The organism is Mycobacterium sp. SMC-2 (assembly GCF_025263485.1).
GTDB lineage: Bacteria > Actinomycetota > Actinomycetes > Mycobacteriales > Mycobacteriaceae > Mycobacterium.
Genome location: NZ_CP079863.1, coordinates 5838617 through 5859967, shown reverse-complemented (window position 1 = coordinate 5859967; position 21351 = coordinate 5838617). Strand labels below are relative to the sequence as shown.

General features: G+C 64.9%; 15 protein-coding genes and 1 pseudogene. 9 read left to right on the top strand and 7 right to left on the bottom strand.

Features of this window, described 5'->3' with window-relative positions; all coding sequences use genetic code 11:
- Window positions 1–176: 176 nt before the first annotated feature.
- Complete coding sequence (locus KXD96_RS27525) at window positions 177–2723, bottom strand: S8 family peptidase (RefSeq protein WP_225601262.1); 2547 nt, start codon at window positions 2721–2723, stop codon at window positions 177–179.
- Between the two features lie 8 nt (window positions 2724–2731).
- Entirely contained in the window at window positions 2732–3709 is a 978-nt protein-coding gene (locus KXD96_RS27520; RefSeq protein ID WP_225601263.1) for an AAA family ATPase, read from the bottom strand.
- A gap of 223 nt (window positions 3710–3932) precedes the next feature.
- On the opposite strand from KXD96_RS27520, the gene KXD96_RS27515 reads away from it, so the two are divergent.
- Window positions 3933–4250: a hypothetical protein gene (locus tag KXD96_RS27515; RefSeq protein ID WP_260742018.1), complete on the top strand. Its 318-nt coding sequence runs from the start codon at window positions 3933–3935 to the stop codon at window positions 4248–4250.
- Window positions 4251–4315: 65 nt separating this feature from the next.
- Window positions 4316–4477, top strand: coding sequence for a hypothetical protein (locus KXD96_RS27510; protein ID WP_225601265.1), 162 nt, complete (start codon window positions 4316–4318; stop codon window positions 4475–4477).
- A gap of 78 nt (window positions 4478–4555) precedes the next feature.
- Here the strand turns inward: KXD96_RS27510 and mobF are convergent, their stop codons facing one another.
- Window positions 4556–10408 carry a MobF family relaxase gene (gene mobF / locus KXD96_RS27505; protein ID WP_225601266.1) on the bottom strand — a complete coding sequence of 1951 codons (5853 nt, stop codon included), beginning with the start codon at window positions 10406–10408 and terminating at the stop codon, window positions 4556–4558.
- 298 nt (window positions 10409–10706) lie between these two features.
- On the opposite strand from mobF, the gene KXD96_RS27500 reads away from it, so the two are divergent.
- Window positions 10707–11027 (top strand): hypothetical protein, encoded by a 321-nt coding sequence (locus KXD96_RS27500; RefSeq protein WP_225601267.1) that lies wholly within the window; start codon window positions 10707–10709, stop codon window positions 11025–11027.
- Window positions 11028–11242: 215 nt separating this feature from the next.
- Window positions 11243–11857 (top strand): TetR/AcrR family transcriptional regulator, encoded by a 615-nt coding sequence (locus KXD96_RS27495; RefSeq protein ID WP_085242970.1) that lies wholly within the window; start codon window positions 11243–11245, stop codon window positions 11855–11857.
- Between the two features lie 39 nt (window positions 11858–11896).
- On the opposite strand, the pseudogene KXD96_RS27490 reads toward KXD96_RS27495, so the two are convergent.
- The 4 genes and pseudogenes from KXD96_RS27490 to KXD96_RS27475 all read right to left on the bottom strand — a co-directional run.
- Window positions 11897–12180, bottom strand: a pseudogene (locus KXD96_RS27490) (2Fe-2S iron-sulfur cluster-binding protein); the annotation flags it as partial.
- A 52-nt stretch (window positions 12181–12232) separates the two neighbouring features.
- The gene (locus KXD96_RS27485; RefSeq protein WP_225601268.1) at window positions 12233–13216 is read right to left on the bottom strand and encodes a Rieske 2Fe-2S domain-containing protein; all 984 of its coding nucleotides are present in this window, start codon (window positions 13214–13216) and stop codon (window positions 12233–12235) included.
- A gap of 551 nt (window positions 13217–13767) precedes the next feature.
- Complete coding sequence (locus KXD96_RS27480; protein ID WP_085242968.1) at window positions 13768–14535, bottom strand: FadR/GntR family transcriptional regulator; 768 nt, start codon at window positions 14533–14535, stop codon at window positions 13768–13770.
- 889 nt (window positions 14536–15424) lie between these two features.
- Window positions 15425–16165 (bottom strand): FadR/GntR family transcriptional regulator, encoded by a 741-nt coding sequence (locus KXD96_RS27475; RefSeq protein ID WP_225601277.1) that lies wholly within the window; start codon window positions 16163–16165, stop codon window positions 15425–15427.
- A 298-nt stretch (window positions 16166–16463) separates the two neighbouring features.
- On the opposite strand from KXD96_RS27475, the gene KXD96_RS27470 reads away from it, so the two are divergent.
- From KXD96_RS27470 to KXD96_RS27450, 5 genes are all read left to right on the top strand, one after another.
- Window positions 16464–17963, top strand: a complete 1500-nt coding sequence (locus KXD96_RS27470) for a class I adenylate-forming enzyme family protein (RefSeq protein WP_225601278.1) — start codon at window positions 16464–16466, stop codon at window positions 17961–17963.
- 9 nt (window positions 17964–17972) lie between these two features.
- On the top strand, window positions 17973–18269 hold the full coding sequence (locus tag KXD96_RS27465) for a hypothetical protein (RefSeq protein WP_085242965.1): 297 nt from the start codon (window positions 17973–17975) through the stop codon (window positions 18267–18269).
- 266 nt (window positions 18270–18535) lie between these two features.
- Window positions 18536–18994: a MaoC family dehydratase gene (locus KXD96_RS27460; RefSeq protein WP_225601269.1), complete on the top strand. Its 459-nt coding sequence runs from the start codon at window positions 18536–18538 to the stop codon at window positions 18992–18994.
- 243 nt (window positions 18995–19237) lie between these two features.
- Window positions 19238–20431, top strand: coding sequence for a thiolase family protein (locus KXD96_RS27455; protein ID WP_260742011.1), 1194 nt, complete (start codon window positions 19238–19240; stop codon window positions 20429–20431).
- A 38-nt stretch (window positions 20432–20469) separates the two neighbouring features.
- Entirely contained in the window at window positions 20470–21285 is an 816-nt protein-coding gene (locus KXD96_RS27450; protein ID WP_225601271.1) for an NAD(P)-dependent oxidoreductase, read from the top strand.
- The last annotated feature ends 66 nt before the right edge of the window (window positions 21286–21351 follow it).

Here is a 21351-nt window from a genome sequence, read left to right as displayed (position 1 = left end):
CTGGTTTGGCCCAAATCGTGACCCAAACCAGAGTCGTTTCGCCAACTTCCGCCCACTTTCGCTGAGTCATGAAAACGTCTGTCTACCAGTGGATTCCGGGTCTCGGCGAAAGCCCGCGAAGGTGGCGAACTTGACCGCCCCTCATGACACTGCGTCGGTGTCTTGCGCGACCAGGGCTAAACTTCCACTGTGACGGGGATGCCAACCTCGGCAGCAACTGGGGTCCAGATGTCGACATCTTGCCCCGGCGTCTCAATTGAGATGATGAGGCTGTAACGTGCACCCTCGTTGCTTCGGTCCCGGTCGGGCCGCTCTTTCCACCAGCCCGTCACTGGGTAAATGGCCAGTGCGCCTCGGCTCGCAAGGTCGGCAGCGGTTCCAGTCCATATGTCGGTATGAAGCGATCCAGCAGCTCGCTGGTTCGGTCCGAAATACCATTCGTCGGAGTCGCTGTGGACGGTCCGCCGGCGTTCCTCTTCAGCGAGTGCGAGTGCATTGATGCGCTTGCGGAAATCATCGATTGACTCGGTTGCCCGACGCGCTTCGAACCGGAGGCCGTGCGACGCATAGCGGTAACGGCGCTGCCAACCGCGGCGGGATGGGTTGGGATCGACAAAGTATGAAAGTGTCACGCGCATCGTTACTTCTGCCTCGCCGAGATCACTGAGCACGTCCGTTGGCCATGGCAGAACGTGCAGGTTCATCTCTCGCATCCGCCCATTGCCGTCGAACGGGCGAATTACGTCCTCAGCGATGAGGGTCAGCGCGTCAGTGGCGCTACGTGTCGCCCTGGTCAGGTCGGGAACTCCCATGCCGTAGCGGCGGAAGAGGGCTAGCCGAGCCTGTCGGGTAGTTGCCGCGTTTAGTTTGGCCCGCATAGGTTCGGTCCACTCCGCAGAGTGGACCATCAGGCCACGCACCGTCTCAGCCCATAAGCCGGGGTATTCAGCAAGGATTGATGCCGCTAGATGCGTCGCGCGCGCTGTCGCCGCGCTCGTTTGGCGAGTGACCGTCAGCAACCGAGAATCCTTTAAGGGTGCCTTGGTTGTCAGAGACTGAAGGGAGTACGGCCAGTCGTACGTTGTGCCATCTGGAGAACGAGCGACGTTTCCGCCCTCGAGGACGACTTCTGGCTTGACCGGCCATTGCCTGTGGAACGGAACAGAGGTTCGGCTATATGGAGAAAGTTCGCCGTGGGGAGCAAGCGTTGTCCACCCGTCGTAACCTATCTCGTTCGCGTCGATGGTTTCTGCTTCGGTAAATGCGCCGATAGTCAACGCATTCCACGACTGCCCGGGGTCCTCGATCGGTTCGGTGTCGCTTCGATTGAGGTAGTCGTCTTCGAATGAATCTATGTTGCCAGCTGCGACTAGGAAGAGTCGACGCTCGCGGTCCGCCTCTTCCTCGTTTAGGAAAACCATCCCGTCTTCGGTTAGAGCCACCCCAAGGCCGGCAGCCAAGGCATCGACGGCAGCGGACCACGAGGAGGGCTGACCCACTACGAGCTGTGGTGCCTGAGAACCAGCCGGCGAGTCGGGCGGAGCAGATACGGCCATCCCGAATACGCGGCGACGAGCGGGAGCTTGGATTTCAACGAGGCTCGCCGCTGTTGCCGTCAGAGCACCCCATAAGTGCGGGGGATTCACATTGGGCCGTGGCAACAGCTTCACGGATTCAAGCCGATGTCGCAGATTGATCGGTTCTCCCGATACAACAGCAGCCCCCACGTCACCAAATAGCGCGAGCCCGGCCATCTCGGTGCCATGCCCGAAGCTGTCGTGAATACCCCAGTTTGGGTCACAGGTGTGGCAGTCGGCTATATCGAGGGAAGGGGCGAGCAGCGGATGAGTGCGATGCACGCCGGTGTCGACAACACAAGCCGCAGGAGAGCCTGACGGCGCTGTACTGGTGCGGTCCGCAAGCTGCTCGGTCCATTGTGCCTGGTCGGTCGCGTCTTCAAGAGCGATTAGCCCGGCGGGTTCGCCGGGGCGGCGCAACTCGGCGATGTCGTCGAGAACGTCTAGAGCTCTGCTGAGTTGATTTGCTGTGGCGCGAACGAGAACCACTACACGATCGGAGAAGCCAAGTGCTTCAGCACCGACTTCGACCCCCGCTGCGTCGCCGAACTGGCGCAAGCGAGCCATCTCGTCGCCATCGCGACGCCGTAGCCAAACCTCCCACCACACTGCATCGGCGCCTGAGGGAAACTCGCCGGAGTCAGTCCATAGCTGCTCGAGGGATGCGAGACCGATCGACTGGATGCGGTCCACGAGCCGAGCGTTTCGCGGATTGTCGTAGTCTACCGTGGCGAGATACTGCTCGATTCGCTTGAGGAAGTATCCGAGCTTCCCGTCAGGGATAAACACGACCGCCTGCTCGACCAACTGTCCCTCAACCAAGGTGGTACGGAAAGCACGCAATTCGGGCCGAGTACGGCCCTGTCGCGGATCTAGGCTCTCCAGCACATCCTCGAGACCTTCGAATGCGTCGAAGCGAACGTATACGCCATCAATGGCATTGGGTATCTCGATCTGCTCTTCGCTGCGACGGTCATGGCCCTTGACGGCCGCGTCCTGCAGCTCGGATGCAAGCTGTTCGCCATGGCGCCGTCGATCAGATGGTGGTGTCCGATGAGGGGATCCGATGGCGCGTGCCGGCGCTCGGTACGCCTCTGATTGGGCGAGTCCAGGGATGAGAATGTGAGATCGATCGCGGTTCGCCATTAGTCGCGTTACCGTTCAGATTCAGTCTGGCGCTCCTGCAGTGCGGCGACGAGCGCAGAGGTCGTGACGGTCTTGGCGTTTGAAAGAATCATGTCTTTCGCTGCGCGCTCGGCAGCAAGCGTAACTTCCGCGTGACTGAGGCCCTCAGCTGCGTGTGTTACGGTTCGCCATTCAATTCGGCCTATTCGCATTGTTGCCAAGCGGTTTCGGATAATTGACCGCACGATTTCCGGTGACGGTACCGGATATTCGATCACTGAATCGAAGCGGCGAAACAGTGCACGGTCGAGCAGCTGTGGGTGGTTCGTGGCCGCGACCAACATGCTGTCCGATTGATCCTGTTCTAAGAACTGAAGGAAGGAGTTGAGCACTCGGCGTATCTCGCCGACGTCGTTTCCTTGTACGCGAGCGCCTCCCAATGCGTCCACTTCATCAAACAGATAGACGCCACGTGTTTCCTGCATGGCCTCGAAAACTAGCCTCAGCTTTGCAGCCGTTTCACCCATGAACTTGGTAATTAGTCCATCGAGTCGGATTAGGAAGAGCGGCAGATGCAACTCGCCGGCGAGCGCACTCGCGGTCATGGTTTTTCCTGTTCCCGGTGGCCCGACGAGCAGGAGTCGGCGCAACGGCTCAAATCCTCGCGTTCGCAGATTGTCCTGCTGACGCTGCTCGAGGATCACCCGGTCAAGCTTTGCTCGGACAGGACGCTCGAGAACCATATCTGCCATGCGCGTCGCTGGGTAGGAAGCCATTAGGAGCCCGGCTAGTTCACCCCTCGGTTTTGCAACCGCGACTACTCGGCTCGTAGAGGACGGCGAAGACGTACGTACCTCGTCCACCAAATCGCGGAGCTCTTGAGCGAAGCGCGACTGTCCACCTCGCGCAGCTTTGGCTGCGACCTGCATTGCAACGGAGTAGAACTGCTGGTCGTCGCCATCCGCATGGCTGCGGACCAAGGCCTTCACCTGGTCAGCAGTCGCCATGAGCAGCGAGGGGAGAACCGCCAGCCGTCCTCGTTGGGCGGTCGCAGCGGATGTTTGTCATGCGATCATCATGACACGCGGGTATCGCCGAGTTCGCGACCCACTTCGGCGGGTCAGTCCTGCACAAGAATCGTTAAAACCCATCGATGGTGATTACCTCGCCGCTGACGGTTGCTAGGAGATTACGCGGGTCAGGCTTCGCGGCGCTGTTAGTGTGGCGGCGATGTCTTCTGTGCTGGAGGGCCTATTCGTCGGTGAGGCGCCGGATCGTGAATGGGTGCTAGCTGAGGCCTTTCCGTTCCAGTTGGAAGACCGAAAGACCCGGCTGTCCGACCCGCGGATGTGGCCACCAGAACTCGACGATCGCCCTGAAGATGGCAAGTACCGGACCATTGACCGCAGAGGCGTGTTCGCGATTGCTGGTCGTCCCATAGCCACGCCGGAAGATGAATTGAGCGCCGCCCAGTTAATGGTTTCGGTGACTATCTGGGGACGGGACTGCGGGGTCGCAACGCCGTGGCTTCCGTTTGAGAGGTCTTAAGGAGTCAGGCGCTGCCGCCAAACTGACAGAAGCGCTGAAGATCGTACGGACCTCGGGAGCGCTCAGTGCTGGTCGCGCTGCTGCCCAGCATGTACGTCGCGATCGATCAACGTCAGGTCAGCTACATTCAAGGCGACGATGAACCTGGTGTCTCCGAGGAGGCAGCGCGGGCGATGATCGAGAAGGCATCCGAGTCGGGAATCCCGATTTCCCAACGTGGGGTGTGAGCGAGCCGGCATTCGGCCCGGTTCTTTCCCACGATGAAACCTGAGTCACGTCGAGTCTGGTCTTCTCCGCGCAGGAGATCACAGGGCGTCGTCGATACCGATTCCCGGGATCGGCTTCTCAGGACCGGGGTCGCGTTGGCGTAGCCAGGTGGTGTTGAGGTGGCGTTGGTAGGCGGCGTGGATGGTCGTGTGAAGCTGGTCTCCGCGTGTCAGGCTGGCGCGGAGCTGCTCGTTGAGGACGGTTGGGTGGAGGCGGCGTGCTTGGATGAGGGCTGGGTCGAGGTCGGGCGGGGTGGTGCGTTCGATGACCTCCGATTTCGGGGGCGGGTCAATGGTTGTGGTCCAGGGCAATTCGGAGCCGAGCAGTCGTAGCAGTCGTTGTGCTGGCTGAGGGGGCCAGGTTTCGCCGGTGGTGTCGAGCAGGATCAGCCCGGATTGGTGGGTGGCGGCGTGTTCGGCGAGGTCGGCCAGCACATGGGGGTCGGCGCTGGCGGCCTCGTCGACAATGAGCAGGCTTCCCGGCGGTAGTTGCCATTGCTGAGTGGTGATGTGCGTGTGAGCTTGCGTGATGGTGGCGGCAGTGTCGGCGAGCTCGTCGTTAAGTGCCGCGGCGGCCTGTTCGTGGGTTGGGCTGCACCACAGGATCTTTCGATCGGCGGCCGCTGCAGCACCGTGGAGGGTGTGGAGTGCTTGGCGGCGCTCGGGGGAGGATTGCGCGTAGATCAGGCCGACGGTGAACGGCTGCGCAGCGGTGCAGCTGAGAGCTGATGCCGCGGCGGGGGGCAGGTCGGCGACTGCACTGGGGGCGAGGTGGAGGGGGCGGTGTGGCTGGTATCTGCTGGCGGCCTCGAGCACGCGCAGTTCGGCGGCGAGTTGGTCGAGTTCGGCGGTGATGTGTTCGGCCGAGCGGGTTTCGGCGGCGGCGAACGCGGCGGCGGCAGCCAGTTCGGCGCGATCGAGTTCGCGGCGCAGTTGGGTGCAGTGGCGTTGTGCGGCGAGCGCTGCCTGGTGGTCTTGGTGGCGCAGGTCGGCGAGGAAGTTGTCGACGTCGGCGCCGCTGATGATGTTTTCGGCGCCGCCAGCGGCTTGGGCTCGCGCGGCTTGCGCTTGTTGAAGCGCGGTGTAGTAGCGTTCCGCCGGGGAAAGTGCGGGCAATTCTAAGAGGCACAGTTCGAGGTCGCGTTTCGCTCCGTCGACGTCGAGGGGATCGGCGTCGGGTTGGGCTTGGATTTCGCGCAATTGTTGGCGTGCCCATTCGACGTGGTTGGTCGCGGTCTGGTAGCGGGTTTCGGCGTCAGCCCATTCAGCGATGACGTCCTGGATGGCGATGAGGTAGGGACGGTCTGTGTCGGCGCGTTGGCGCAGTTCTCGGATGCGGGGCATCGCTCCTCGGATGGCAGGGCCGGCACCGATGAGTGTCTGCGCTCGCAGGGCGGTGTAGTCGGCGCGGGCTTGCTGGTATTGGGTGCGCAGGGTGGTGACGTCGAGTAGCGCGGCGGGCAGCGGCGTGGGTGCCACGCGTTGGCGGGGGAGGTCCTCGAAGTCCAGGCCGGCGAGTTCGGCGGCGGTGTCGACGGGCTGATGGAGGGGGTCTGGCTCGACGAGTTCGGGGCGCCAGGTGTCGGTGGATAGGTCGGTTGCGGGCATGTCGATCCGGGGTGCGTGGGGGTCGGGCGGGAGTTGTTCTTCTTCCTCGGGATGGAGCGGGGGTTGTTCGGGCAGTTGGTGGTGGGTGTGGTCGTGGTGGCCGCCGACCAGGTCGACGGTGTAGGTGATGGCGCGCGCGTAGTGGTAGGTGGGGATGGTGTGGTCGGGGTCGACGTCGGCGAGGTGTTCGGCGGCGACGTGCAGCAGCTCGGCGGGCCTCCAGCGGGTGGGGTCGGCGGCGTTGACGGCGGAGACGAGGCCGGGCCAGGCTGGGTCGGCGATGATGGTTTCGGCGGCGGCTGATCCAAAGACGGTGTGCAGGTCGGTAATCCAGGCTGGACGCAGGCTGGTGTGTGGGGTGTCGAGGGTGGCGGTTGGGGTGAGTTCGGCGGCCAGGCGCCACCACAGCGCGGCGGCGGGCAGTTCGTCGGGGAGCGGCTGCTGGGCGGCGACTGTGCGCACCAGGGTGGGTAGGTCGGGGCGGCTGGGGGAGGCTTGGGCGAGGTGGGCGGCCAGTAGGGGCCAGTAGCCGTCGGCGCGGATGCGCGGGTTGATGGAGTCGATGAGCTGCTCGAAGCGGCGGGTCTGCGGGTTGTGGTTGCGCACGACCGCTTGGGCGCGGTTTTGGAGGAGGTTTTGGATGGCGCGGGCGCGCACCGCGTACTGGGGCGGGCCGAGCAGGGTGGTGTCGACGGGTGCGACGTTGTGGGCGGCGCGGAAGACGGCGATTTCGGCGGCGAGTTTGGGGTTGGCGGCGAGGACGGGTTTGGCCCAGGCGGGGGCGGTGGCCGGTGTCCATTGGTGGGTGACGGTGTCGCGGATCTGGTATGCCAGCTCGGTGACGCGGCGCGCGCGGGCGTGCAGGTAGTGGCCCCAGTTCGGGTCGGCGGCCAGCGCGGCCGGGGTGGTGGGTAGCCAGCGCAGTGGGCCGATGCCCACGGAGTGGCCGCCGGTCGGGTCGATGCGCCAGTCGGTGACGGCGGCGGCATCGTCGGCGCTGAAGAGCTCGCGTTCGGTGGCGGCCTCGGTGAGCGTGGTGATGGGGTCGCGGCCGTCGGCGGCGATGATGGCCAGGTGTTTGCGCAGCATGGGCCATGCTTGGGCGCGGGTGAGTCCGGGATAGATCTGTTCGGCGGTGTTGTGGAGTTTGGCCAGCAGGGCGGGGGAGGCGAGGTGTTCGGCCGCGGCGCCGAGGGCGTCGTAGTACATCGCCGAGGCGGCGGCCAATCGCAGGAAGGGGTCGCGGGCTTCGCGTCGGGCGGTAGTGGCCGAGATTTGGGCGCCGTCGCGGGCCAAGGTCTTGGTGAGGACATCGACTGCTGTTTCGGGGTGGGTGGCTTTGGGCGATAGCACCCGGTGCGGGTCGGATTCGGCGGTCGATAAATAGATGTGGTTTTCGACGCGGCCGCGGGTGAGCGCGACGTAGAGCAGTTGGCGGGTGAGATACCCGGCACCGACGATGTGGCAGCCGTGTTGGGCGGTGAGTCCTTGGGTCGAGTCGATGGTGGCGGCGTAGCCGAGGGTGACGTGCTTTTTGACGTAGCTGGCGGGCAGGCGCACCAGTTTTCCGGTGCCCAGGTGGCGGGCTGTGATGTTGCCGTGCTGGGCGGTTTCGATGATTTGGAATCGGTAGCCGTTGCGCACGTAGTCGTTGCGTCCCAAACGCAGCCAGCGGGCGTTTCGGCGGGTGCGGATAAGGTCGCCAGGGGAGGCAGCCAACCGATCGGACAGGACGATCTCATGGCCGCGGAGGGTTTCTGGGTCGGCTGCTGCGAGGCGGTCCAGGCGGGCGCGGGTGTTGAGTGCGTCGACGATGTCGTTGGTGGGGGCCAACAGGATGCTGTCGCGGCCCGCGTCGAGGTCGGCTGTCCAGGAGGTGTAGGCCATGTCGGCTGCGGTTTCGTCGGCGCCGACATGGACTCGGTGGTGGTCGATGTAGAAGCCCAGCCCGGAGGGATCGCCGGCTCGGATGGCGAGGGTGGCCGCGCCTTCTGCGGTGTGCGCGAAGCGGACAAGCTCAGACAGGGTCAAGGTGTCGGTGGTCAGAGTGATGTCGCGCAGTACACCGCCAGCAGAGATTGAGGCGAGTTGGCGGTCGTCACCGACCATGCGGATGCTGGCGCCGCGGGCCAGGGCGTGGGTGATCACCGCGTCCAGTTCCAGGGTTCCGGCTTTGCCGGCCTCATCGATGATGACCAGGGTGTCGGGCCCGACCTTGCTGAACCAAGCCGGCGGGGCCGATCGGCGTGGCGCGCCTGCGGGGTTAGCCGACCACACGTATTTGGCGATAGTGTCCGTCGGGGCCGATAAGTCTTCGCCGAGTTCAATGGCGGCGGCCGCTGTGGGCGCCAAACCGACGATGTTGCCGCCCGACGAGCGCCACGCGTGCGACAGGGCGGCCATCGCCGTGGTCTTGCCGGTGCCTGCCGGGGCCAGCGCTAAGGCCAGTCGCCGCCCACTGCAGGCCATTTCGCGTATCAGCGCGACTTGGCCGGCGTTGAGGGGCTTACCCCGCGCCGACGAGTCGGCAAACGCCAACTCGAGGTCGGTGTCACCGACGCTGCGCCCACCCTGCTGGTGGGCGGCATTAATGATGCGCCGCTCGGCGGCGAGAAGTTCCTGGGAGGTGTAGATCGCGCTGCCGTGGCGGGTGTAGACGCTGGCGCCGTCGCGGCGGCGCAGCTCATGCGGTTCGCCCATTTCGGCGTCATCGACGTCGATGTATTGCACGGACAAGGGCTCTGCCAAGGCGGCGTCGGTGATCTTGTCGGCCAGCGCGGCGTTGGCGGCGTGCCCGCTGCCGCGGACGACTCGTTGGGCTTCGGCGACCACATGGTGGCGCTGCCAGGTTGCCCGTGACTGCGCCACGGCGGCGATGACCTGGGCGGCGCGGGCGGTGATCCAGTCAGTGTCGACGGGCTCGAGCTGGAGAGCCGTGGTGGACAAGACCTTTCCCAGCATCGCGGTCAGTTCCCGCACATCGCCGAGGACCTCGATGGCTTGGGCACGCCAGGTGTGGCGCTGCTCGGCAAATGATCGAGGTTCGTGTTTGGCTTCGCGGGTTTCCAGGGTCGCCTGTTGGGCCAGCGCGATCGTTTCGACGTGGGTGGGTTCGCGACCATGGGCGGCCTGAAACTGCTTGGCCAGATCGGCGGTGCGGGCCTCGATCGCCATCCGCCGCGACGACCACTCGCGCATGAGTTCGGCTGACATGCCGATGATTTCGCGTACGGGCCGCTTGCCGCGGCCCTGCGATGCGACCTCGGCGAACCGCAGTCCCAGACGCTGCCCAAGGTGGGCTTCTAGCCGCGTGTTGTAGCACTCGGAGGCCGCGACGGTGAAGCGGTGTACGGGCTGTCCGTCAAGGGCCAGCCAGCGCAGCACACCGTCGGGGCCGATCGTGGCGACCTTGTTGGAGATCGCCACATGGGTGTGCAGGTCGGGGTCGCCGGCGCGCGAATCGCGGTGGGTGAACGCCGCCCCGATCAATCCGGTGGTGTTGACTTGGGCCACACCGTTGGTGCCCGATCGGGTGAACGCGACATTGGATTCCAGCCACGCCAGCGCATCGGCGAGCGCCGCTTCGTGGCATTGTTCAATCACTTTCGCGACGGGAAGCGGCGCGATCGCCCACAGCGCCGACACCGACTTCACCGGCGAGAACGTAAAGTCGTAGCCCGCCACCGCGGTGGTGCGCGCGCGGCTTTCGCGCGCGATGAACCCGCTGAGCTCGCGGTCGTCGGCCGGCGCGCGGCCGTACTGCTCGGCGAACATTCTGCGCGCGACGACGGTGCGGATCGCGGCGCGTGTGGGCGCGTCGATGGGCGCGTTCCAGTGCATTCCGGCTTCTTCGTTGTGGTCGCGGTAGGCCACTGCCAGGGCGCGCGCAAAGGTGGTTTCGCCGTCGCGGATATAGAACTTGCGGCCGAGTTTGGAGGCGTTGATCGCCGCGACACCGCGCACTCCACGTGCGGTCGCATAGGCTGTGATCGCATCTGCGTTGGGGTGCAAACCTTCGCCGAACAACGCTTTCATTTGGGCTTCGGTGACCTGGGAACCCTCCGGGACCGCCCACACCTGGGCGACATCGCTAGCCGGCACTCCCCGGGGCACGGACGATTTCAGCGACGCCAGCCCTGATCCCACCCAGCGGCCCGGCGATTCACCTTTCGACGAGTAGTAATCGATCAGTGGTGCGCGCCCGCGAGCAGTGGAATCGACAACAGCGACTTGCCGGATCAGGTACTGATACCCGTCGCCGGCAGTGAGCTTGTGTGTCGTCATGGTCACTGCAGTGCTGTCCCTTTCGAGGCGCACGTTAGAGACCTGCTCGGCGATCTGTCCTACACAGATAGGGCGGTTCTTAAGAAACCCTTACCCGTAATGCAAGAGGTGTGTGGTGCGTGGGGTGCTTGAGAAGTGCTGGTACTGGTGGGCGGTGGTGAGCGGTGGGCGCAGGGCGCGCTGGGTTGTGTTGGCGGGCGAGGGAACTGGGCACAGGCGGTGGCGACAGATGGGGACACGGTGATGTTGCGGATGGTGGTAGAGGAAGGCGCCGGACGCGTCGTATGGTTCGGCGATCATGAGCATCAACTCGAAAGCTAAAGCGCTCAAGCGTGTTCGTGAGGCGCAGAACAAAGCCAATGAGGCGCGTCTTGAGCGTGAACGCCAAAATGCCGCCGGTGCAGCGCCGTTTCTCGTCGAGCTCGGGCGCCTGGCGGCGGTCGACGAGTGGGAGCAAACCGGATCCTTGAGGTTCGCGCCGAGGGGGAGCGTCGCCGTCATGAACACCGCCTGGGCGGCGCCGCTGCGTTGGCGTGTATGCAGGGCCGCGGTGAGACGCTTGCGGCGATCGCTGAACTGGCGGGGGTGGCGGCCCCTCAACGGTGCGCGCCGGCGTTGACGTGGGCGCGCCGCCGGATGCGCGGCTCTCGCTGCGTTCCAGTCGCCACCGGCGCTTGTGCCGCCCACCGCTGTGCACTAGCCTAGTTTTGACAGATGTGTTGATAATGTCCGGAGATGCGAACGGGAATTGGCGCCGCAACGGTGCGACGATCCAACGGAGATTCGCACCGCGTCTCCCTGACCACTGCCAGAACAGAGGATTGCCGATCATCCATGACGGCTGAGGACGTCGCCGCTGGCTCGACGGGGCTTCGCAAGTCGGACCGGACCAGAGAGCGCATCGTCGATGCGGCTCGCTATGCCTTTTCCAGCAAGGGTTTTTCTGGCGTGACGATCCGGGACATCACCGAGCGGGCCGAGGTGACGCGCGCCAACTTCTATTACTACTTCCGCGACAAGTCCGAGCTGTTCTACGAGCTCGGCAACACGACATACCTAGAAGTGCTGGCCGTTGTCGAGGCCTTCAGCGACCTCGGCAGCCCCCCAACGATGCCCGAGATCAGGCAGTGGGTGTTGCGGTACTTCGACTACCTCGACCGCAACGGCGCGTTCGTTCTGCGCAGCACGGAGGATGCACCCCTAGACCGGCGGTTCCGCGCTGCAACCACACGGTCGTATCGCAGGACGACCGAAGCGCTGGGGCAGCGAATCATCAAACTCACACCGACGCCGCTGCGGTCAGACCCGCACTCGCTGGGGCTGGTGGTGATGGCGATGATCGAGCGGTCCTGGCTGCTGGCACAACACGAGGAGATGGCCTCGACGTCGCGCGAGGAGATCACTGCCGCACTCTGTGAAGTCCTCCACCAGTTGCTCGCGGTCGGGTGAGCTCCTTTTCGAGCGAATCACCCCAACGGCGCGTCGCGCCTATTCGTCGTAAGTCACTTCGACAGCATCGGACGTGGGCCGGGCCTGGCAGGCCAGGATCAGTCCGTCGGCGAGGTCGTTGGGGTCGAGGACGTCGTTGGTATCCATTTCGATCTCGCACCGGTGCTTGAGCATCGCACAGGCGCCCCAATGACCCTCGCGACAGGGAACGGAGCGTCGATGCCCTCGTCGAGCAGGACGTGGAGCGGCGTGGCGGTGCGCGGCCGCGATACGGTGCGGGTCTGCCCGTCGAGGCGCACGAACGCGGCGGCCGGCGGTCCGTCCTTATCAAGGGCCACCCCTAGGTCAGGGTGGGATCGGTGAGACTCACCGCTGCTATCCGGAGACTGCCACCGGTTCCGGCGGATAAAAGCCGCGAGCCCAGCGCCGCAACTTATAGAAGCCGTCGGCCTCCGATGGCGTGAGCGCCGGTTTGTCCATGTACTTCTGATATTCCCAGATGTTGATATCGTCGGGCAAAGCGGCTTTCGCCTGTTTGAGCCGCTCGGCGTAGTTGTCCGACCCCGAGATCCAGTAACTGGCAAAGATGTCACAGGTGCCATCGCCAACTGGCGTCGCATTGATGGCAATCACGCGGACTCCGTCGGCGGTGCATTCGCCATTGATGGCGTATCCGATTCCGGACCAATAGATTTCGATGGTGTTGCGGTTATCGCCCGCGCGGTCCACCCCGTTTGCCCAGCGCCGCCCGAAACCCACCTTCGCGTGCCAGACGTGCTCGTCGATCGTCTCGCTGAGCACCACCGGACTGATCGGCGTCGCGTGGACGAAGCGGAAGTGGTACGGATCAACAGCGTTCTCGGCGATGATCTGAGGGTGGACCTTCACCTGTGAGAACAATTCCCGCTCGTCATCCCCGAGGGGGCGATAGTCCTGCGTGACGACGTCTGCATTGAGCAGATGTTTCCAGTCCGGTAGCTGCCACAGCGGTTCGCGTCCCTGGGTGTCGTGCCAGATGAAGATGCAGCCGTTGAGCTCGGTGACCCGCCACGGGCGAACCCTGCGTGCCCGGTTGGGGCGAGGCTCGTACGGAATCCGCACATTCCGCCCCTCACCGCTCCACACCCAGCCGTGGAAGGGGCACTGGATGCCGTCCTCGACAACGCATCCGCCTCGGGCCAGATTGGCGCCGAGATGCTGACAGTGGGCGTCGAGCACGCTGACGTGACCGTCCATGCCGCGGAAGATCACCATGTCGTTGCCGAAGTACCGCAGCGGCTTGACCGCGCCTGCCGGCACATCGGCGCTCCAGGCGACTTGAAACCAACCAGTGGGCTGCATGCTGGGCGCCTGAATCATGTCGCGATCGTGCCATGTCTTTGACACATATGTCAAAAACTTACAACGGGTTTAGTCGTGCTTGCACCGCGCCGTCCAAAGCTTTGCGCAGCCGTCACCGCGTAAACCCTCACAGGACCCCGGCGGCCCGCGGGTGCCTGGATCGAAGCCATGAGCCCGCGCAACAACACGTATCTGCGGATCACGATCGGCCTTGGCGGACCGGGTTGATTGGGAGGCGCACCCACGGCAGATCGGATCCATCCGGTTGGCCACCGTTGTCGAAATCGAGGTGGATCGAGCACGTCTGTGGCCCGGCGATGAGCCGCTCCCGTGCCGCCGTCGAAGCCGCTGAACCGCGGTTGCCGCACCGGCGGGACTTGGCGTCACAAATTCACTGCGCCCGCCGGATCACCGGATGGCCTTGCCGCCGTTGCAGTTCGGCGTCCGCTGCTAGCCAGCGGCACGAGACCGCGCATCCTCGGTGATTTCCTCCGGCGCGCGGGCGAACGCCATCGCATAGTGGGAGCACGTCGGGTCGACGTTAACCCGTCGCCGCGCGACCGGCGTTGTCAATCCATGATGTCGCGAACTTTGGTTTTCTCGTAGCCCTTGAGCAGCGCTCCGGCGGCGTTCTGCATATGTCTGCGCCAATGGGTTTCCGCTCGGTCGCCGTTGCGTGTCTCGACGAGCTCGGCGAGGCGGTGATAGGACCGGAGCAGTTTGTCGTACTGGTCTTGGGGCACCGCGTTCTCGGCGGCTAGGACTGCCGCGGTGGTGTGCCGCTCAGAGATCTCGTGCAGCATCCCCGCGATCATCGCCAGGGTTGCGTTGCCCGACAGCTCGACGATCCTGCGGTGGAAGTTCGCCGATGCACTGGCCAGTTCTCCGGCGTCCCAAGCATCCGGAATCGCATCGACTAGGCGCTTCACTTCCTTGTGTGCCTTGACGGTGCCAACTTCGGCGAGCAGTTTGGCGGCAGCCGGCTCGATCGCGATACGAGCGGTCATCACGTCGGCGAGCGTCGCCCCGGAAAGCTCCAGTATCAGTCCGGCCGGACGGGCGACGATCTCGGGACCCGGGACGCATACCCGCGCCCCGGTGCGTGAGCCGCGTCGAACCTCAACCAGCCGTTCGGACTCCAGCACCCGCACCGCTTCGCGCAGGGTCGGTCGACTCACCTGGAATTGCGCCATGAGCTCGGACTCGTGTGGGAGGAAGTCTCCGTCCTTGAGTCGTCCGTCTACGATCATCTTGCGCAGGGTGCCCGCCACGAGCTCGAAAGTCTTCGGCGACCGAGCCGGACCCGGCTCCGGCGCAAGTGACTGCCGTTGAGTCACCGGAACCTCCTCTGGGCCAACCTATACAACTCAGTAAACCATGTTGCACCGGTCGGTGCGGTTGAACCCGCCCCGATGGACGTGGTTCTGCAGTGCGATGCGACAACCGGGTCCGGGCCAGAGCACGGCGTACGGACGGCAAGAACCATCGCGGCGGCAGCGCATCAATCACAGCGCCCCGATTCTGCCGATCGTGCAGCCGCACAATAACCGAATCGCAGGTGCGCAGCCGGGCGTGGAGGCGGATCGCCACGCGCCTCTCGGCCCGCAGGACTGCCCTGATGACCTCGATGAGCTCCGTCCATCCGCGGTGCGAGAGGGTCGCGTCCACATCGAACCGGTCGCCGTTCCTGCCTGCGGTGCTGACCTAAGACCCCAAGCACGCTGGGGCAGTTTCGACACATGACGTATCGCCTGAGACCGTCTCGTCGGGTTCGTCGAGGACGAGATCGTAGGTGCCGACGAAATAGGACCGGACGGTGGCGCTTCCGATTAGGGCGCCCTCATATGTCAACGTGCACAAGGCCAGCGAGCTGGCTCCCTTTGGGCCCAAAGTGGAAGCGGCGGCGCTGACCGGAATTTCGGCCTCGATCGAGGCCCGCCGCTGGGTGTCGGGGCTCAGATCGAAGGCACGTTCGCCGTCCACTGTCCACTGATCGCTGTCGCGGCGAAAGTGGTTGACCAGCCCGCCGACCGCATCGACGAGGATGGCCAGCGGTCCGACCGTCGGTAAGCCCGTGAACGGATCGGATCGACTAGGGCCGTCCGCGACATTGCCATCACCGCGGTGCCTCGGCTGTGTCGGCGTCCATCACGTCGATGTCGAAGAGGCGCAGGAGATGAAGTGGCGTTCCGATCGCCTGCAGAAACTCCTCGCTGCAGACCTCTGTCATTCGAGAAGGTCGACCACCGTCGACAATTCGGCACCGGTCAACACGAATTCCTCGGCCTTGCGCAGGTGTCGGCTCCACAGCTCGCCGGCCTTCTCGGCCTCACCCGCTTTGATCAGGTCGACAATCATCCGGTGGGTCTTCGCCGATCGCCGAACCGCCTGCTCGGCCCGCGTGCCGGCCGTGGGCTGTAGTGACCGGTTGGCCTTTTCGATGATGTGATGCAGCATGGCGCTGACGATCTGCAACGTCTTGTTGCCGGAGAGCCGGGCGATCGCGGCATGAAAATCAGTCAACTGATCGGCAGCGTGGGCCCCTTTGATGAGTTGAGCGTCCCGTTCGACCATCTCCTCCAGTTCGGCGATGACCGCTGGGTCGCGGTCTTTCGCCAACTGGACGACCATCGGGGTTTCCAACGCGACGCGGGCGTCGAAGACGTCCTTGACTGTGACGCCCTCGTACTCCAAGATCAGCCCCGCGTACCGGGCCAGTGTCTCGCGACGTGGACGCGTCACGCGGGCCCCGCCGCGCACCCCGCGCTGCACCTCGATCAGCGACTCGGACTCCAGCACGCGAAACGCCTCGCGCAGGGTAGGGCGCGACACCCCGAACCGCTCCATCAGCTCCGATTCCGGGGGCAGCATCGTGCCCTCGGTGATCTCGCCGCGGATGAACATCTTGCGCAGCACGGTGGCTACCCGATCGGCCATCTTCGGCTCGCGAAGGCTGGTGACCTCCATCATGTCCTTCCGTCGGGCTGCGCCATCAATCCACCAACTGATTTACAGGTTAGCCGACGGGCAGCCGAAGTCACCGGTCATAAGCGGGTTCGGTGAGCAACGTTTTCGCTGATCGCCGCTGCCCTCAGTGGGATGCGTCGTGAGCTCACGCGCTCGTCAGACAAGCCGCCGACTGATGCCCCGTCCCTCTAACCAACCCCATCAAGTAGCTAACTATATATCTGATTCGCTAAGGTGTGTCCAGGATCCCCGCAGGCTATCTGCCGCGCAAGCGGGCACACGACAAGGGACGAACGCTGTGAGTATTTCGCTGCTGCTGGAGATGGCGGCCGAGGCCCACCCTGAGCGCACCGCGCTGGTGTCAGGCGAACGGCGCTGGACCGCCCGGGAACTCAGTGATCTCGCCTACGGCGGGTCCGGCGTCATCGCCACGTCGGGCGCGCAGCATGTCATCTACGTCGGTGTCGGCGGGGCAATGCTGCCAGCGTTGATCTTCGCGTCGGCGCGTGCGGAGCGCGGATTCACCCCAGTCAACTACCGGCTGTCGGCCGAGGCGATGCAGGAGTTGATCGCACGGCTGCCTGACCCCCTGGTCGTCGTCGACACCGGCTACCGCGACATGATCGCCACCGCAGCCCAACGGGTGATCACCTCTGAGGAGTTTCTTGCCTCTGCTGCTACGGCGGCGCCCGCCAACGGGTTCGCCGATCCCGACGCGATCGCGATCGTGCTCTTCACATCGGGCACCACGTCTAAGCCGAAAGCGGTTGAGCTGTCGCATGCAAATCTGACGAGCTACATCACCGGCACGGTCGAGTTCGACTCGGCAAGCCCCGAGGACGCGGCCCTGATCTGCGTGCCTCCGTATCACATCGCCGGGGTAAACGCGGCGATCTCGAACCTGTACGCCGGTCGGCGGATGGTCTACCTGCCCAGCTTCGACGCCCGGCAATGGGTCCGGCTGATCGTCGACGAGCAGGTAACCACCGCCACGGTGGTGCCCACCATGCTCGAGCGCATCGTGACAGTGCTTGAGCAGGAGCCGACAGATCTGCCGAGTCTGCGCAACCTTGCCTATGGTGGGTCGAAAGTGGGCCTGCCCCTGTTGCGCAGGGCGCTGGACCTGCTCCCCGGAGTCGGGTTCGTCAACGCCTACGGTTTGACCGAAACTAGCTCGACCATCGCTGTGCTGACTCCCGATGATCACCGCACGGCCCACAACCACCCCGACGCGGCCATCGCCAAACGGCTGGCGTCGGTAGGCCGACCCGTACCCGGCATCGAGGTGCAGGTCCGTGCCGCCGATGGCACCCTCGTCGGGCCGGGAGAGACCGGCGAGCTTTACGTGCGGGGCGACCAGGTGTCGGGAAAGTACACCGGCATCGGCTCGGTGCTCGACGACCACGGCTGGTTTCCTACCAGGGACGTGGCCACCCTCGACGAGGATGGCTACTTATTTATCAGCGGGCGCTCCGATGACACCATCATCCGCGGCGGCGAGAACATCGCACCGGCCGAACTCGAAGACGTGCTCATCGAACATCCCGATGTGCGCGAAGTCGCCGTCGTCGGTGTGGAAGACCCGCAGTGGGGCCAGGCGATCGTGGCCGTGGTGGTGCCCGCCGCCGACATCGACCCAGACCCCGAAGAACTGCGCGCGCACGTCCGCAAGTACTTGCGGGGTTCGCGAACACCAGACCACGTGGTTTTCCGCGAGGAGCTGCCGACCAATCCGACCGGCAAGATCCTGCGTCGCGACATCGTGGAAAGCCTGCGAAATGTCGATGCCCAGAAGTGAGGACGCACCGTGATGAAGAACGGCACCCGCCTGCAAAGCCAGGTCTGCGACACCCAGGTCATCGTCATCAAGTCCGCCGAAAGTCTGGACGATTTGCGCTGCGGGGGCGCGCCGATGGTGGCGCTGGGCGCCGACCGTGCCGGTGAACTCAACCCGGCGTTCGCCGACGGCAACCTGATGGGCAAGCGCTACGTCGATGACCACGCCGCCGAAGTCTTGGTTACCAAAGCCGGCGCCGGCACTCTGAGCATCGGCGATACCCCGCTGAGCCTCAAAGAAGCCAAGCCACTGCCGGCCAGCGACTGAACGCTTGCCGCACAACCGTATTCGGCGACCGCTTGCGCGGTCTCGCAGTTCGCGAGCGCATCGCGGGCCGCCACCCGATGGAGGCCAGTTCACCTCCCATGTCGTGACGCACGCAGTGAGTCATCGTGTGGCTGCCCACGGGGCGCGGGAATTAGATGCGTAGCGACCCTGGCGGGGGCCACCATCGCTGCGCCGGTGAAGACTCGCCGCCCGCCTACTATAGCGTTATATAAATAGCGATATCGAGCCCAGCGCGAGGAGAGACCATGAAAGTGATCACGTCGGTCGAAGACGCTGTCGACACCGTTGGCCAGGAGCTCGGGGTCGGCAACTGGAAAGAGATCGATCAGCAGCGCATCGACGCGTTCGCCGACGTCACCGAGGATCAGCAATGGATCCACGTCGACACCGACCGCGCCAAGGCTGAAAGCCCTTACGGCGCCACGGTCGCCCATGGCTTCTTGACGCTGTCGCTCATTCCGAAACTGAGCAAGGACACCTACCGGGTTGACAACGCCAAGATGGGGGTCAACTACGGACTCAACAAGGTGCGCTTCCTGGCCCCGGTGACTGCGGGCAGCCGGATCCGCGTGCGTTCCGAGCTTGCCGCTGCCGACATGGTCAACGACAACACCGTCAACCTCACCGTGCGTCACACCCTCGAGATCGAGGGGTCCGACCGACCCGCCGCCGTGGTCGAGCTGGTCGCTCGGTACATCTTCTGATCCGGTTGCGAATCGGGGCGCTCGGGTGGATTACCCCGCGCGGCCAGCCGGACCGGAACGTGCTCCTTTAAGATAATCCGCTATACAGTTGACGATATCGATTTGCCCGGGTGCAGCGCCGCGGTGTCGTGGGATGTGCCGGAGAGGACTTATGAGCCAGGAGACGGCCAACGGCGTCGGCGACCGTATTGTCCGGCGGGCGCCGGCCGGCAACCAGTCGGGGCCACCCGGCCCGGTGGCGGCATGAATGACGGACCCTTCGACGGCAAAGCCGTCATCACCGGGGCGGGCAAGTCTCAAGTGGGGCGGCGGCTGGGACGCACTGGCCTGGATCTCACGCTGGAAGCGGTGCTGAGGGCGATCGCTGACGCGGGCCTGGAGCCCGACGACATTGACGGCATCGCCAGCTATCCCGGCCCGGGGGTGCCTGATCCCGGGTTCTCCGGCGCCACCGTCACCGAGGTCCGCAATGCGCTGGGGGTCAGCTGCCGCTGGTACGTCTCGGCGATGGAGACCGCCGGCCAGATCGGCCCGGCGATCGAGGCGTGCATGGCGGTCACGCTGGGTCTGGCCAATCACGTGGTGGTGTACCGCTCGGTATGGGAATCCACCGCCGCCCACCAGGCCGGGGGCGGCCGCGCCTCGGTCCTCTTCAGCGGCGGCAAGCTGCCGCCGCACCTGGAGTGGGTCGCCCCCTTCGGCGCGCTCTCGGCGGCCAATTGGCTGGCGATGCCCGCCCAGCGGTACATGCATGACTTCGGGTTGACCCGTGAGCAACTGGGCTGGATTGCGATCAACGCGCGCCGCAACGCCGCACGCAATCCCGATGCGGTCTACCGGGACCCGATGACGATGGAGGACTACCTGGGCGCCCGGATGATCTCCGAACCGCTGTGCCTGTATGACTGCGATGTTCCCTGCGATGGGGCGACTGCGGTCATCGTCTCGCGCCGCGACGCCGCCCGCGGTCTTCCGCGCCATCCCCTGACAGTGGAATCCGTGGGACCGGGCATGTTCGAGCGCGCCACGTGGGATCAACGCCGCGATGTGACCACGATGGCCGCCCACGATTCAGCCGCGACACTGTGGAAAAACACCTCGATGACCCCCGGCGACGTCGACATGGCGCAGCTCTACGACGGATTTAGCTTCTTGACGGTGATGTGGCTGGAGGCCATGGGATTCTGCGAGCACGGCCGCGTCGGCGAATTCGTGGACGGCGGTGAACGGATCGCCCTGGACGGCGATCTGCCGCTCAACACCAGTGGTGGCCAGCTCTCGGGTGGACGTCTGCATGGTATGGGCTTTCTGCATGAGGCCTGCGTCCAGTTGTGGGGTGAGGGCGGGCAGCGCCAGGCGTCTAAAACCCCAGAGGTGGTGGCCGTTGGGGTCGGCGGCGGACCGGTGGCCGGGTCAATGTTGTTGAGCAGACGCTGATCTCACGATCGCGGGCCGTTGTGCGAAAGGAACCGCCAATGCCGACCATCGGATTAATCGGTGCCGGACAACTGGGCGAACCAATGGTCAAACGCCTGCTCGCCGCCGGGCACCCGGTGAACGTCTACGCCCGTCGCTCTGACGTGCGTTCGCGGTTGGCCGACCGGGGCGCGGTAGTAGCCGCGTCGGTGGCCGGCCTAGCCGCCGACAGCGACATTCTGATCTCCTGCCTGTTCTCCGACGCCCAGCTGCGCGAGACCGGTTTGGGCCCAGAGGGGTTCATCGCCAACGCCAAACCCGGCGCGGTGTTCGTATCGCACACCACCGGAAGCGCCGCCACCCTGACCGAGCTGGCGAATAGCGCCGCGAGCGCACCGGCGATCCTCGATGCGCCGGTCAGCGGAACCGCCGACCACATCGCCGCAGGCACACTGACCGTGCTCGTCGGCGGGTGCGGCGACGACGTCGAGCGGGTGCGACCGATCCTGGCCGCCTACGCCAACCCGATTATCGCCACCGGCGAACTCGGGAGCGCGCTTCGAATCAAGCTGATCAACAACATGTTGTTCGCGGCCAACGCGCAGCTGCTGGCCGCGGCCGCACAGATCGGTGAACAACTCGGTATCACGCCGCACGCATTCCTCGACGCGCTGCTGGCGTGCAGCGGATCCAGCAGCGCGGCAACCTACGCAAAAGGCATCGGCGGACTGGGCAGATTCGCAGAGGCGGCCGCACCGTTCCTGGCCAAAGACGTGGCCGCCGCCGTCACCGCCGCCGAACAGGCCGGAGCCGATCTCGGACTCCTGCAGGCAGTGGTCACCGAGGGGCCACTGGACCTGACAACCCACCGCTAGGGCGAGCGGGCAGCCCGCGACGGGGCTGCCGCCGGCCGGTAACTCGCGCCGATCCTCCGGGGACGA

Coding starts and splice junctions, on each gene's coding strand:
- KXD96_RS27525 (WP_225601262.1), bottom strand. CDS start 2,723: ATGGCGAACCGCGATCGATCTCACATTCTCATCCCTGGACTCGCCCAA.
- KXD96_RS27520 (WP_225601263.1), bottom strand. CDS start 3,709: ATGGCGACTGCTGACCAGGTGAAGGCCTTGGTCCGCAGCCATGCGGAT.
- KXD96_RS27515 (WP_260742018.1), top strand. CDS start 3,933: ATGTCTTCTGTGCTGGAGGGCCTATTCGTCGGTGAGGCGCCGGATCGT.
- mobF (WP_225601266.1), bottom strand. CDS start 10,408: ATGACGACACACAAGCTCACTGCCGGCGACGGGTATCAGTACCTGATC.
- KXD96_RS27500 (WP_225601267.1), top strand. CDS start 10,707: ATGAGCATCAACTCGAAAGCTAAAGCGCTCAAGCGTGTTCGTGAGGCG.
- KXD96_RS27495 (WP_085242970.1), top strand. CDS start 11,243: ATGACGGCTGAGGACGTCGCCGCTGGCTCGACGGGGCTTCGCAAGTCG.
- KXD96_RS27485 (WP_225601268.1), bottom strand. CDS start 13,216: ATGATTCAGGCGCCCAGCATGCAGCCCACTGGTTGGTTTCAAGTCGCC.
- KXD96_RS27475 (WP_225601277.1), bottom strand. CDS start 16,165: ATGGAGGTCACCAGCCTTCGCGAGCCGAAGATGGCCGATCGGGTAGCC.
- KXD96_RS27460 (WP_225601269.1), top strand. CDS start 18,536: ATGAAAGTGATCACGTCGGTCGAAGACGCTGTCGACACCGTTGGCCAG.
- KXD96_RS27455 (WP_260742011.1), top strand. CDS start 19,238: ATGAATGACGGACCCTTCGACGGCAAAGCCGTCATCACCGGGGCGGGC.
- KXD96_RS27450 (WP_225601271.1), top strand. CDS start 20,470: ATGCCGACCATCGGATTAATCGGTGCCGGACAACTGGGCGAACCAATG.